The following is a 15,148-nucleotide window of genomic DNA, read 5'->3' as shown; positions in this document are numbered from 1 at the left end:
TCTAACAACTTCCAAGCTAAGGTTTTCAATTTCCATACGCTTCCATGCATTTCTATGCAAAATGAAATAATAATCATTTCGTTTATCAAAAAAGAAGAAAAAATTTAAAGAAAAAATAACTAGAATAAAAGAGATGTTCAGAATTAAAAGAACACTTGCATACTGATTTTCAATCAACGGATTCTTATCTATAAGTTTAAAATCTGATATCGCAGAAATATACATCATAATGAGTATAAATATCAGTAAAAATATAATTAAAGATTTCTCTGTTTTAAAATCAAAAAAAAGAGGAAAAACAGTAATCAGTGGAAAATAGAATAAAAAAACACCGCTCTCCATTCCACAAAAAGAGGAATAATAAGTAATGACAATGGTCAGTATACAAATAATTATCCCAAGAAGAGGTTTAAGAAACCTACTGCCAATGATCATTCTATTTAAAACAACTGTTAAAACTGAAAAGGAAAATAACGCAACACGGTCCCATGTAAAATCATGAAAATACAAAACATTAGAAATCCCATGAACAAGGAAAATGACTGAACATAATATAAAATACCTATTCAGCAATATGGTAAGATCCCTATCAGTATTAGATTGCTGATCATTAACTCCTCTATATGATATATTATCGTACAGGTCATGTACATATTTTCTTAGCTTACTAAACATTTATCGAATTAAAAAACTTCTTCAAACAAAATAATTTATGAATAATCGAATTATTCTATATTACCAAACCCTCTGCATCATCATACCATTTTATAAATATGCAAATCTTATTAATTATAATATCTGTGCAATCAATTCCTGCAATTTTTTCAGTTCCTTGTATTTTTCAAAAAAACACCAAATCTCTTTGGTGTTTTATAATACTATTCCCAGTATTAGGATTACAAAAATTTAGTTTTCTAAAATATGATGATTCATTCTTAAATATACTATTACACATTTTTGAGATTTTATAAAAAGCGAGCGACTGATGAAATATTTGACTTTTCCACTACAAAGTTCATTTCTAATTCTAGAATTCATAAATATTCAGTCAAAAAACGATCAATCGCTCATCCTCCCCTCAATATATTTTTTTGTGTTTTTTTTATTTTTTTTTGAGCAATAGTATTTATATTTCCATTTCAACCACAAGAATTCTTTTGAATTATTATGGTTAAAATAATCATCATAAACCCAAATTTCAGCCAATCACTCTTGATTATTTTACTGTAGATTAATATGATTTTTAACTGTTGAGGATAATAAATTATTTTCTTTCTTACTTAACAAGGCAGTCACATAGGAATGAGGAACAAAACTCATCAAGTTAGGAATATGCAGACAAGGCATATTATAAAAAATATTATTTTTATCATTCAAATCTATATGCCATTCTGCTTTAAAAATATTTTTTTTATAGGTATATCCAATATAACTTGCACAATAATCCCACATTTCTTCATCCTGCATCATACCTTCCAGAGTATAATTTTCTAATAAATATTTTTCCAAAATCTCCAGTGATGCCACCGAAAAATCCAATTTATCTTTAAGATTTTCAGGTAATTTTTCTTCTAATGCAAATATTTTATCTGGAATAAAAGTAATCCACCAATTAAATTTTTCTTCTAATACTTCTTTTTTTCTGTTTTTCATGTTTTTATTAATATTAGTAATTTAATTTTTACTTGTTGATTCGGGACTGATTCATGATTGAAAGAAATCAATCTGATTCAAACATTTATATCAACAGCAACCTTATCTATATTATTAATGGTTTTACTGATATTTTCAACCTGTTTTTTAGAAAGAAAACCCAATCGAAAATAAAAACTTTTTGTATCATTTCCTTTTGTACTTCTACGGTTAACCACCAAATAGCAAACAAAAAACTCTCTTATGATAGCAAAGGATTCTAATTTACAAAATGGAATTTCTAAAACCGGAGGCTCATTTTTACTATATAGAGGATGAACATATTTTACAAATAGTTTATTTTTTGAGGTTTGCAACATGATTACTTTTAATAAACTTATTCTCCACCCCACTGCTAAAAAAATGATTAAAAGCAAGGCATATAATACATGATCCTGAATATGCAGCAATTGCCTTGCAGAAAACAAACTTAAAACACTTACAATAAGAATAAGTATCAGGATACTGATTGTAGCATTTATATTTTTTCTTGGAGAAATTTCACTAAATATTTTTCTTTCTGTCTCAGAAACATTTATATAACTTTTTAATAAAAGTTCTTTTCTATTTACTTGTCGGTTCACTTTTTACTACTCTGTTTGGGTTGGAAAGATTCATTCACCTTACTTAATCAAATCCTCGGGTGACATTTACTTGTTATTCAAAATAATTGATGATGCAAAACAACACAAAATGAAAAAAAATAAAGAAAATTTTACCCCTCGATTACACTCGCGTGTCACATCAAGGGGTGTTTAAGGCTTTATTTTCTGCTTTAGCCTCCTTTTTCTCTTACATGATTATTTTGTGATTTTATAAAAAAACAACTTTAACTTCCACTGCATGTATGCAGTGACGCCTTGTTATTTTCAACTATAAATGAATATTATTTTTTTAATGTTTTTCAGAAAAAACTTCATTTTTCCTAAGAAGCCGATCAGAATAAATGAGACTCAATACCCATTAAAACCAATAAAAAACAAATGTTTAAAAACGAAAACTCCTGTGAAATTTCCACTCCTATAGCCTATTAAAATAAAAAAGATCTAGGATAAAAAAAATCCATGGAAGATTCCCTAGGAAAGCAGGAACTATTTCGGAAGAGTCGACTGACAAAAACAGAATATCATTAGGAATATGCTGAAATCAGACATTAAATCTTGATCATCATAGAAAAGAAAGAAAGAAAGAACAGGAGTATTAAGATGAAAAATTTGGCTTCTACCCCATATTCCCTATTATATTTTCAGTTGTCTGTAGATTCCTTGCTCCAGAGATATGAAAGTTTCCGTTCTTGTTACTCCTTTCAACTTTTGAATTTTACTAAGAATCTGCATCAGATCATCATTATCTTTACACAAAACCTTTAAGAAAATAGAATAATTCCCTGTAGTATAATGAGCCTCTATTACTTCATTAATACCTCTTAAGGCTTTTATCGTCTCCGGATAATGACTAGGTTGATCTAAGAAAACACCTATATATGAAATCACCTTATACCCCAGTTTTTTAGGATTTAAAAAAGAAATCGAATTTTCAATAATTCCAGCCTGTTCCATCTTTTTTATTCTTTGATGTACCGCTGTTATAGAGATCCCTACATGTTTTGAGATTTGTGCTAAAGATGTTTTAGAATTATCCATCAACAAATAAATAATTTTTTTATCTATTGAATCCAAATGGTAAATTGAATTTTCCATATCTTTCATTTTTTTAAACTTATTTTTAATTATTTTATAATTTATTTTTCACACAGCAAGTTTATTTATATTTTATCACACAAAAAGGATAACAGCACACTTACTATTACGCACGAGTGCAAACGAGGGTGTTTTTATGGTCTGAAAATGAGTAAAAAATTTCATTTTTGTAAGAAAGCACTTTTTATAGTGAAAGAATTTAAGATAGACATTCAATATTTTAAAACGTTTTAAATGTTTATTTTGCTTTTTATAAAGAAAACTTTACAACACCAACAACTGAATGAAATATTTTATAGTTTTATAAAAAAAATTAGACTATAAATTTCACCCAATATTCTGGAAAAATTACAGTGATCATCACCAATTCGGGACAGGTCAAAGGCGGTTTTAATGCAACTCATATGAGAGCAAAAGAGATCAAAACTCCATTGAAATACTGGATGACCGATTAAAAGAGATCAAAATAAGATAAGGTTCACAATTATTTAAAGTCTAATTAAAAAAAACTATGAGATATTCCTTTAATTTCGTTTTCTTTTTAAGATGAACAAAGGGATTTTATCATTACTACTTTTTACCTTTTCGCTTTTAGTGGCACAGCAAAAACCTGTACAGATTGCTTTTCTTTCAGATGTGCATTATCAGGATCTGTACGGAAATTTTTCGGATCATGACTTCAGAGGGATTTTGAATCCGGAAACAGGAAAACCTACGATCTTGAGAACAATGGATTCTCAACTTCATTCAACAAGAATCTTTAATGAAAATTACTTTGCCTTTATAAAAGCTTTGGATGATATTGCCCTCAAAGGCATTAAAATAGTAGCCATGCCTGGTGATTTTTCGGATGACGGACAGGCTTACAACCTTCGCGGATTGCGTACTATTTTAGCACAGTATCACAAAAAATACGGTGTCAGCTTCTACATGACTACTGGAAATCATGATCCGGTAGGACCGTTTCGGCAGGATGCAGGAAAAGATGATTTTCTGGGACAGGACGGAAATCCTTTAGGGATTTACAGTAAAGAAAACATCGGGAAGATCAAGAATAAGATCATTACCAAAGATATTGCAGAATCCGGTTATCTCGAAATTTTAAATGAATTAAAGGAGTTTGGTTTTTATCCTCAAAAAGAAAATCTGTTCTGGAGTACTCCTTTCAATTTTCAGTCTGTTACAAATTATTCTTATAAAAAGGCATTGCAAAGTGCTGAGTATTCCAAAAGAATGTATGAGGTATCGAAAGGATTCTCTGTTCCCGATCTAAGCTATGTTGTAGAACCGGTAAAAGGAGTTTGGCTGATTGCCATCGACGGAAACACCTACATTCCGAAAAATTTAAATGGAAATCCCGATATCCCTTCAAATTACAAAGGAGCCAGCATCGGTTACAACAATGTTTTGACACACAAAAAACATCTGATCGAATGGGTGAAAAAAATTATGCAGGAAGCTAAAGCTTACGGAAAAACAGTGATTGCCTTTACCCACTACCCTATGATTGATTTCAACGACGGAGCCACCCATGAAATAAAAAACCTGTTGGGTGAAAAAAAATGGCAGTTGGAGAGGGTTCCTGAAGAAGAAGTAGCGAAAGCTTTTGCTGAAAGTGGATTGCAGATTCATTTTGCAGGACATATGCATATCAATGATACAGGGATCAGAAAAAAAGATGGCAAAATGCTTGTAAATATTCAGGTTCCTTCACTGGCAGCCTATCTTCCCGCCTATAAAATCCTGACAATAAAATCTCCCACTCAGATGGAAGTGAAAACGGAAGTTTTAAATGATGTGCCTTATTTTGATGAATTATTTCCTTTATATGAAAAGGAGTATGAAGCCTTAAAAAAAGACAAAAATAAAATCCTCTGGAATCGGGACATCCTGAAATCAAAATCCTATCACGATTTTATGCTGTTCCATCTCAAAGAGCTGGTTAGACTGAGAATGATCCCTGATGACTGGCCAAAAGATTTCATTGAAAAAGCTCAAAATTTGACTGGGAAAGATCTGTTGTTATTAATTTTAAATAAAGACCAGTTAAAGAAAAAAAACATTCAGTCAGAAACTTTCAGAACATGGACTTTTGGAAATCTCTTATTTGACTTGTATAAATTCCAGTCTGCCGATGAGCTGGCTAAGAATGATATACCCAAAGAAAGATTACATCAGTATCAAATTTTGGAAAAGCTTTATCAGGAAAACTCTTCACAGGATCCGTTCGTTTTGCAGATAAAATCTGTATTTAAGATAATGTCTTTACTTTCAAATGGAGATCCGGCAGATCATTTTGAAATAGATTTAAAAAAACAAGAGATAAGAAGGTTGTAATATTGTTTTTCCACAGATTTTTTCTCCCGCTGATTGAGCGGATTTTGCAGATCCTTACACTTTCTTTTTTTGCTGAAAATTAATTTAAACGCAAAGATTATTAATACTAACCTCTTATTTTAGGAAAGCAAAGGCAAATAAATTTGCTGCGCGAAGCCATAACGAAAGCTTCTTTAAATCAACTTGTTGATTCATCTTTGCCCACTTTAAATTATTACATCTTTAAAATAAAAACTTTGCGTCAAATTCAAAAAAACAGGAGATAAAAGATTATGATGTTGTTTTTTCCACAGATTACACAAATTACACGAATTTTTTCTCTTGTTGATTGGGCGGATTTGGCAGATCTTTCTAAAATATGCAGAATATATTTTCTGAATGAATACAAAGATAAAGCTCAAACATTTGTGTCATCTGTGAGATCCGTGGGACAATAAAAAAAGACCATCAAATCGCTAATGGTCTTTTCAATAATACATTTCATCCTAAAGAATTCTATTTTCCGTTCACAGGATTTTTTCTTTCGTATGTATTGTTGTCAAAGCTAATTTTATAGTTCGACTTAAACAATTTACTCGGCTGATAATAATCTGTAGTAATCACCTGTGCCCCGCTCTCCTTTGCTTTTTCAAATCTTGAATAATCTTCTTTCCTTGCTTCCATCGTATCTGCATCGGCTCTCGTACGGATAATATACCCCTGTTTTACGAGATCTGCAATCTTCGGACCGGGATCATTCATAAATAAAACCGCAGATTCTGGAGTTCCTGGTGCTGAATTAGTAAAGATCATTCTTCCCTTTAATGACGGATGGTCTTTCATATATAAATCCCTGTTTTCACTGTTATTATCCAGTACAAATAAGAACTTTCCTTTTACATCTTTTACTTTTGGCCAGTTTTTGTTTACAACCGCTTCGTTCAGTGTTGAATAATTACCTCTGATATCGTCCGGAGTGATAATTTTATTTTTCCCTAAATATCTTTTTAGTTCGTTATCCAGATCGTCGAAGAGTTTTGAAGTATAATGCTCCGGCTCGGTTCCGAACTGATTGGCTTTTCCGTCTTTGGGCTCAAGGGTAATAAAAACAGGATCGTGATCGGGATGTGCATCAGACCATTTTTTCAAATCTTTCAGGCAGTCTTCTAGCGTATAATATTGCGTCTGGTAATCAATATCTGTAATGTGGATCATTTTATATCCTGGTTTTTTCATTTTTCCTTCCGGATCAAAAGGCTGGGTGGTTTTTACCAGATCCAGAATCTTCGGGTGGGCGTATTTTCCTCCTTTACTATCTGCATATACATCAATTTCAAGATTTCTTAGTCCCAAATCCAGCTGCTGAGGAATCGGAATGTGCTCATACTGAATCCTCGGAAGAAAGTTTAGGGAATCTTTTTTAGACAAATAACTATACACCTCCGGAAGAATTGCTTTTTTATAAGAATTGTGCGAACCGATGACCTGAATTTCATTGATCTTTAATTCATTCAGATTTTGGGTCTGTGCCCAGAACAGGTTCAGTGAAGATACATATAAACCTAAGAATACTGCCTTTTTCATAACTTCAATTTTTTGTAATCGCGAAATTAGGAAGTCTTTACCGAGGTTAGTTTTACAGTATGTTAAGTGTTTTTTAAGATTGCATGAATCTCAAAAAATGCTGTTTCACAACTAGCTGATAATCAAAAGTGTTTTATTTTCTCAAAAAGGGATATTTATATTTTATTGACTTTATGATAATATTATGTTAAAATGAATTCAGCTTAAACGTTTTTACTTTGCATCTGAAAAAAATACCGCTGTTGCGGGAACAACAGCGGCTTTTTTATTAAGCAAGCAAATTCACAATTACTTTACTTAATGATATGTACCACAAAATTAAATTTTTTAAGTTTAAAAAACTAATTCCTATCGCATTGATTTTTCTGGTAGCTAACCAGGTTCATGCAGAAGGATTTTCGAGCCACTCTCCTACCTCCTTTCAGATTAAGGAAACCATCACCGGAAAGATAACGGATCAGGACGGTTCTGCAATAGAAGGAGCTAAAATCACTATTGGAGAAACCGGAGAAACGGCGATTACGGATGCTTCGGGAAATTTCACGATTTCTGCCAACATCGGACAGACGTTATCCGTTTCTTATGACGGGTATACCACACAGATCGTAAAAATTTCAGGCACTTCTGTTTCTGTAAGTCTGAAATCTAAAAAAGATGCAACTTCTATTGAAGAGGTTACTTTAGTAGGTTACGGTTCTCAGAAAAAGTCTGATCTTACAGGGGCAATTAGTCAATTGAAAGCCGAAAACTTCAAAGAGGGAATGAATGTTTCTGTTGACAACCTTATGCAGGGAAAAGTAGCGGGTGTCCGTATTGTACAGACGAGCGGTGAACCGGGAGCGGGTGTCAATGTATCGATCAGAGGTATCGGTTCCATCAGAAGTGGAAGTACGCCTTTATTCGTTGTAGACGGAGTTCCGTTGAACAATGATCCGGTAAGTGCGGCAAGTCCGAATGTCGGTTTAGGAAATACAACGGCAAAGAACCCTTTAAACTTTTTAAACACAAGTGATATTGAATCTATCACTGTTTTAAAAGATGCTTCTGCTGCAGCTATCTATGGAGCAAGAGGTTCAAACGGAGTTGTTTTGGTAACGACAAAAAGAGGAAAGAAAGGTGATCCTATATTTACGTATGATACCTATTTAGGATTTTCTTCTGTGATAAAAAAATTAGATTTGATGACAGCCGATGAATACAGGGCTGCAGGAATTGACAAATCTTACGATCATGGAGGAAATACAGACTGGCAGGATGAAATTTACAGAAATGCAGTTTCTTCTAATCACTCAGTTTCCTTTTCAAAAGCTACGGAAACAGGAAATTATTTTGCCTCACTTTCCCATATGGATCAAGATGGTATCGTTCTGAACAGCAGTTTTAAAAGAACGACAGCCCGTTTGAATGCGGAAGAATCTTTCCTTGATAACAAGAGATTAAAAATTAAATTAAATCTTACCGCCAGTGATATCGATGAAACAGGAATTCCAAATGGTGGAAATGCAGGATCTGATGGCCAGCTGATCATCCATGCTTTAATGGCAAACCCTACCCGTTCTGTATATGACGCAAATGGAAATTACACGAACTTCAACATGAACGCTCATTACAATCCGCTGTATCTATTGAGCGTTTATCAGGATAAAACCAATACTTTCAGAGTATTAGGAAATACGGAAGCTACCTTTAGAATCTTACCGGGACTGAATTATAAGTTCAATTTAGGGGTTGACAGAAGTTTATCTGAGAGAAACACAACCATGTTCCCTAATATTACTGACAGAAGCCCAAAAGGAATTTATTCTCAAGCTAACCTTGATGCTTACAATATTCTTTTGGAACATTATCTGACTTACGATTTTAGTTTAAAAAGGAATAATTTCAGCTTACTGGGAGGTTTTTCTTATCAGAAGTTCAAGGCTACAGCTACTTACCTGGGAGTAAGAAACTTTGTAGATCAGGGTGCAGGTATTACACCGGAAATTAATCCCGGATATTCTGGGGATGTATTTATTCCTCAGCCCGGAACGGCTCAGGAAAATGAATTACAGTCCTATTTCGGAAGGGTAAACTATAATTTTGATAAAAAATATTTCTTCACCGCTTCATTAAGAGCTGATGGTTCTACCCGTTTCGGAGATAATAATAAATACGGATATTTCCCATCAGCTGCTGTAGGCTGGACGATTTCAAATGAAAACTTTCTGAAAGGGAACCCAATCATTAATGAACTAAAATTAAGAGGAAGCTGGGGACAGACAGGAAATCAGGAAGTTCCGAATAAAATTACAAAAGCAAGTTATTTATTGTCACAGTCTTCAGGGTATTACCTATATGACAATCTCAATTTAATCAATGGAGTTACGGTAATAAGAACTGCCTTTCCTGATCTTAAATGGGAAACTGTAGAACAGTCTAATATTGGTTTAGACTTCAGTTTATGGAAAAACAGATTATACGGATCATTGGAATATTATAACAAAGCAACAAAGAATGCAATCCTGTATATTCCAGCACCCGTATTAAGTCCGACTACCTATATGTACAAAAACTCCGACGGGCGAATCGTCAATAAAGGTTTTGAATTCTCTTTGGGTTCGGAAATTATCCGAAATGAAAACTTTACCTGGAATCTTGATGTGAATGGAGCCACTGTCAATAATAAAATTAAAGATCTTACAGTTACCGAAATTTATTCAGGAGAAGTATCCGGTCCGGGGCTTTCCGGTGTTACTGCAAACATTTATAAGAACGGTTATCAGGCTGGATCTTTTTATATGCTGAACTATCTGGGAGTGGATGCCAACGGAAAATATATTTATGAAGATGTAGACGGTGACGGAACGATCGGTCAGAAAGATAAAAAGATCTTCGAAGGACCTATTCCCAAATTTACGTTCGGGATCAATTCTTACATGAAATATAAGAAGTTTGATTTTGCCTTCTCATTCATCGGGCAGACAGGAGGTTATTTAGTCAACAATACTGCGCTGGATCTGAACATCAACAATTTAGCATCAGACAGAAACGTTCTTAAAAAATATTATGATTCAGGAGCAAACTTTAACAACCAACCACAATTGTCTTCTTTATATCTTGAAAAATCAGACTTTATCCGTCTGAACAACGTAAGACTGGGATATACTTTCGATATGAATCAGCTGAAGTTCCTGAAAAGCATCAATCTGTATGTAAGTGCACAGAATTTATTGACCATTACCAGCTATAGCGGTTATGATCCGCTTGTGGATACCAGCAAACAGGTGGGAGGAAACCAGTCTTTGGGTATTGATTATACAACGTATCCTTCTGCAAAAACTTTCATTTTGGGAGCAACCGTTAAATTTTAAATTAAAGAAATCATGAAATCTAATTTTTTAAATCTCAATAAAATCGTTTTATCCATTGCTGTATTATCTTTAATTGGCTGTACCAATCTGGATGAAAAAGTACTTGATGAAGTTTTAAACACTGCCAATGCAGATCCTGAAGCTTCTTTGGCAGCCGCTTACGGACAGCTTGGTGACGGAACTTTTGTAGACCACGGAAGCGTGTTTGCCTTACAGGAATATTCTACAGACGAAGCCATCTTACCGACCAGAGGAAGTGACTGGGGAGACGGCGGAAAATGGAGAGCAATGCACGAGTTCACCTGGGATTCCAATAATGATGTTGTGAAAACAACTTTCAACCAGCTGACATTGGGAATTACAAAATCTTTAACAGCCATCGGAAGTATCAACAAAAGTACAATCAACAACAAAGCTTTATTTTTAGCAGAAGCAAAAGGATTATTAGCCTATTACACCTACACTACAATTGATTTATTCGGGCAGGCTCCTTACAGAGATCCGGACAATCTGGAAGCTCCTATTGAAATCAGAAAAGCGGAAACTACAATTGACGCTTTGATTACTGAAGTGGAAGGACTTATTCCTAATTTGGCAGACATTAAAACTCAGAATACCCATGCAGGAAGGTTCACTAAGCAGGCAGCTTATGCTTTATTGGCTGATATGTACCTTAACAGAGCAGTTCTTAAAAATAAAACAGGAGGTAATTTCGCTTTTACAGAACAGGCAATCAATGGTGGAGGAACGGATATGGATAAAGTTATTCAGTATTCTAATCTATTGATCAACGGTGGTCTTTTCAGCTTAGAATCCAATTATTTCCACAATTTTGATATTAATAATGACACCAGTAAAGAGATGATCTTTACGATTGTTCAGAAGAAGAATTCTAACAGAAATGCAGATAATGATCTTGCGTATATGTCTATGGAAAGAATTCAGAAACCATCGCCAGATAACAGAGGAACAAACGCTTCTTGTATTACTCCAGAATTTTATTATTCATGGGATGGAAATCATGATGATCCCCGCTTCCAGAGAACGTATCAGTATGAAGACGGAACCTGGTTCAGAAATGACGGAACAGACGTAAGTGTACCTTCAACCAGTAAAGTGGAAGGTACAGGAAAGCCATGGTTCCATTTCAACAGAGGGCTACAGGTGGGACAACAATATGGTCCTAAAATTCTTGCGAATGGTAACTTCGACCTGACTGCAGACGGAAGAATTAAAGTATACAAGTTATTCACAGAAAAAAATACAACTCTTGCCGCAGATTTCACTCCGGAACTTAACTTTGATAACCCTTCAGAAGCGGTATTCACACAGGCACAAATCAACAGAGGGGTAAGAAATTTCAAGTTTGAATTCGATCCAGGTTATGGAAATAACGGAACAAGCGGAATGGATGTTCCTTTGTACAGATTGGGAACGATCTATATGATGAGAGCAGAAGCTTATTTCAGAAGCGGGAATGTTTCTGCAGCTTTAGCAGACGTCAATAAACTGAGAACCAGCAGAACCAATGATGCTTTAAAGAATAATACTCCCGGTGTTGCGCTTTCCTCTCTGGACGCGAATGTATTATTTAAAGAATCAGGATATGAGCTGTATTGGGAGATGTACAGAAGAAAAGCAATGATCAGATTCCAAAAATTTGATCTTGCAGGAACTGCAAAACCTGCTACCCAGCCTTACAGAAGAATTTTCCCGATTCCTCAAGCAACCCTTGATGCTTCTAAAGAATTTACTCAGAACCCTGGTTATTAGATTCTTCATATAATTAATTTTTTTCTTACAAGAAGAGACTGTCTAGAAAGACAGTCTCTTTTTTTATTAGATAGATTGCAATTGACTTCCCACCATTAAAATTTGTAGATCACTGCATTGACATTCATCCCTGCTCCAACAGACGCAAAAAGTACAATATCATCTTTTTCTATAGAGTGCTGCTCCAATTCACCTTTTAAAATCATGGTAAGTAAAGACGGGATGGTAGCCACGCTGCTATTCCCTAGCTTATGGATCACCATGGGCATAATATTATGAGGCACCGGCAAATTATATAATTGATAAAACCTGCTTACAATGGCCTCGTCCATTTTTTCATTCGCCTGATGAATAATAATTTTGCTTATTTCATCTATGCGGTATCCACTCTGTTCAAGGCATTTCTTCATCGCCTCAGGAACATTTGAGAGGGCAAACTCATATATTTTTCGCCCATCCATTTTTATATATTTTGTGTCTTGACAGTTGGTCGTGTTATATGACTTTCCAAAATATAAGAAATCTTTTTCTTCATACGTATGTGATGAAGATAAATGCGATTTTATACCAGAATCATCTCTCTCATTCGCTTCAACAATTACTGCACCTGCACCGTCTGCATAAATCATACTATCTCTGTCATGAATATCTGCCACACGTGAAAGAGTTTCTGCTCCTATTACCAAACAACGCTTGGCGATGTTAGCTTTTATAAAAGCATTAGCTTGTATGAGTCCTTCTATCCAGCCCGGGCAGCCAAACAGTAAATCGTACGCTACACAAAGATTATTTTTAATTTTCAGGGAATGTTTCACTCTTGCCGCAAGACTTGGAACCATATCAGACTGAACCGTTCCGAATCGGACATCGCCAAAATTATGTGCAAAAATAATATAATCCAATGTTTCAGGATCTATACCTGAATCTTCTATCGCAGCCTGAGCAGCAATTAATCCGAGATCGGAGGTTACCTGATCACGGTTTGCATACCTCCTCTCCTCTATGCCTGTTATCTTTTTTAATTTTTCTGTAATGGAAGAATTATCATCTTTTAATAGTATTCCTTTTTCATCCAAAAAAATATGCATGCCAAAAAATGAATTGGTTATCGTTTCTGACGGAATACAGTTACCAACACCTATGATCTTACTTGTCATCTAAAAATATTTGCTTTTTAATAATTTAATCGTTTAAGAATCTCTCCATCAATTTTGATTACGCATTAACGAAACCTCCCATAACTTAACAGAGGTCTATGAACATATAACTAGCTTTAAATGTTCATTAATATAAATAATTAAGACATTGGGATATTAACACTATTGTTATTTTTAAAACAGAAATCAAGAATAATTAACATATATTTAATACATAGTAATTTATTTTAAAAATTTCGTTTTCGACGCTAAAGGTAGCTGATTAAAAATAAAAAATACCATGAAAAAAAAATATTTTGAATAACTCTATGAGTGAGTAATATTTCTGTTAAACAAACCTTTCTTCACAGCCATAAAAAATCCTTTTTAAGATCTGCACTTAAAAAGGATTCATATTACTCTTTAATCAAAAAATAATACGTTACAAGAGTTCAAAGTTTTTACCCAGGTGCTCTTCTATCACAAAAAATGGATCTTCAGTGAGGGTATGCGCTCTCATATCAATAAGACTTACCTTACTCATCATACGAAGCATAATTCTTCTTTCACATTTGTTTTCCACTCCATCAATATTCCGTACTCCCGCTTTGAAGGCTGATCTTCCATGAGCGCACAAATGGTTGTTTACCAATATGACATCTCCTGCCTGCGGAGTAAATCGTGAATAAATAAGATGTCTTGCCTCTTCCCAAAACTCTTTAAGATGATAATGCGCTTCTTCTGTTTGTTTAATACTTGGATTAAATAACTGTTCTGCCGCATCAAATCTCATAAACGGAAGTTGATGATTTCCATATAAAACCGAATCTAAGGCACATTCTTCATCAAGTTCATTCTCTAAATTGGCATCTTTTGGAATTTTGTAAATACGATCAAAAAGAGGTTTGTACTTCTCTCCTATTGATTCATGCGAACGGATCGAATAAAGGGTTGAAGGAACCTGTTCTTCATTTCTTATATACATAAAGCTTAAAAAGTCCGCCTGATGTTTAAGAAAAGCATCTTCCGTATGAACATAGAGATCTGTTGAAGATCCTGATCCTGTCTGTGTTTCTCTCATCTTTTCGTCAGGAATTATGGCATGAATCAGCCCTCCTCCTTTACGCTGTGAATAATACTGAACAGGTTTCGAAGGCAAAGCTCCGTGAATCAAAGCGCAGGCAAAACCATACAAATCAAATTTCGAGTAATCGGCTGATTGCCAGTTGGGAGGTGTTGTTCCGATACTTTCCTGATCAACATCCATTAACCCTTTAAAAATTAAAGCTCCATACTGATTCTCCGAAAAATCACTGGAAAAATTAGCGGCTATATTTAAAATTCTTTCGGGCAAAAAATAAGAGGCAAGCTGATGAATCTGCTTTATAAATTCACGGTTTTCATAGTTTCCATATTTTTTCTGAAGATGTTTTGCGGCGTCTTTGATCATTTTTCGTTCTTCTGAAGTAAGCTCAATCACTGTTGGGAGCACTTTTACTTGAGAAATAGGGTCTTTTTTTAAAATTTCTGTAGAATTCATAAAAAAAAATTTGGTGTTAGGTAATAATTAATATATTTGTTTTTAATTATTCTAAAT

General features: G+C 34.1%; 9 protein-coding genes. 3 read left to right on the top strand and 6 right to left on the bottom strand.

The window, feature by feature from the left end; all coding sequences use genetic code 11:
* Nucleotides 1-1,221 precede the first annotated feature (1,221 nt).
* From JI747_RS02430 to JI747_RS02420, 3 genes are all read right to left on the bottom strand, one after another.
* Nucleotides 1,222-1,653 (bottom strand): hypothetical protein, encoded by a 432-nt coding sequence (locus tag JI747_RS02430; RefSeq protein ID WP_225686021.1) that lies wholly within the window; start codon nucleotides 1,651-1,653, stop codon nucleotides 1,222-1,224.
* 77 nt (nucleotides 1,654-1,730) lie between these two features.
* Nucleotides 1,731-2,276 carry a hypothetical protein gene (locus JI747_RS02425; RefSeq protein ID WP_225686020.1) on the bottom strand — a complete coding sequence of 182 codons (546 nt, stop codon included), beginning with the start codon at nucleotides 2,274-2,276 and terminating at the stop codon, nucleotides 1,731-1,733.
* A gap of 654 nt (nucleotides 2,277-2,930) precedes the next feature.
* Nucleotides 2,931-3,401, bottom strand: a complete 471-nt coding sequence (locus tag JI747_RS02420) for an Lrp/AsnC ligand binding domain-containing protein (protein ID WP_225686019.1) — start codon at nucleotides 3,399-3,401, stop codon at nucleotides 2,931-2,933.
* A 537-nt stretch (nucleotides 3,402-3,938) separates the two neighbouring features.
* On the opposite strand from JI747_RS02420, the gene JI747_RS02415 reads away from it, so the two are divergent.
* Nucleotides 3,939-5,729, top strand: a complete 1,791-nt coding sequence (locus JI747_RS02415) for a metallophosphoesterase family protein (protein ID WP_225686017.1) — start codon at nucleotides 3,939-3,941, stop codon at nucleotides 5,727-5,729.
* A gap of 495 nt (nucleotides 5,730-6,224) precedes the next feature.
* Here JI747_RS02415 and JI747_RS02410 read toward each other — a convergent pair whose 3' ends face one another.
* On the bottom strand, nucleotides 6,225-7,292 hold the full coding sequence (locus JI747_RS02410; RefSeq protein ID WP_225686015.1) for a phosphatidylinositol-specific phospholipase C1-like protein: 1,068 nt from the start codon (nucleotides 7,290-7,292) through the stop codon (nucleotides 6,225-6,227).
* Between the two features lie 305 nt (nucleotides 7,293-7,597).
* On the opposite strand from JI747_RS02410, the gene JI747_RS02405 reads away from it, so the two are divergent.
* Nucleotides 7,598-10,642: a SusC/RagA family TonB-linked outer membrane protein gene (locus JI747_RS02405; protein WP_225686014.1), complete on the top strand. Its 3,045-nt coding sequence runs from the start codon at nucleotides 7,598-7,600 to the stop codon at nucleotides 10,640-10,642.
* A 12-nt stretch (nucleotides 10,643-10,654) separates the two neighbouring features.
* Entirely contained in the window at nucleotides 10,655-12,415 is a 1,761-nt protein-coding gene (locus JI747_RS02400) for a RagB/SusD family nutrient uptake outer membrane protein (protein WP_225686013.1), read from the top strand.
* 95 nt (nucleotides 12,416-12,510) lie between these two features.
* Here JI747_RS02400 and JI747_RS02395 read toward each other — a convergent pair whose 3' ends face one another.
* Nucleotides 12,511-13,572: a 3-oxoacyl-ACP synthase III family protein gene (locus JI747_RS02395; RefSeq protein WP_225686012.1), complete on the bottom strand. Its 1,062-nt coding sequence runs from the start codon at nucleotides 13,570-13,572 to the stop codon at nucleotides 12,511-12,513.
* 421 nt (nucleotides 13,573-13,993) lie between these two features.
* Nucleotides 13,994-15,091 (bottom strand): TauD/TfdA family dioxygenase, encoded by a 1,098-nt coding sequence (locus JI747_RS02390; protein WP_225686011.1) that lies wholly within the window; start codon nucleotides 15,089-15,091, stop codon nucleotides 13,994-13,996.
* Nucleotides 15,092-15,148: the final 57 nt, after the last annotated feature.

The organism is Chryseobacterium tagetis, from assembly GCF_016735585.2.
In the GTDB taxonomy this organism is placed as follows: domain Bacteria; phylum Bacteroidota; class Bacteroidia; order Flavobacteriales; family Weeksellaceae; genus Chryseobacterium; species Chryseobacterium tagetis.
The sequence above is the reverse complement of the archived record's forward strand: the minus strand, read 5'-3'. Positions and strand labels throughout refer to the sequence as shown.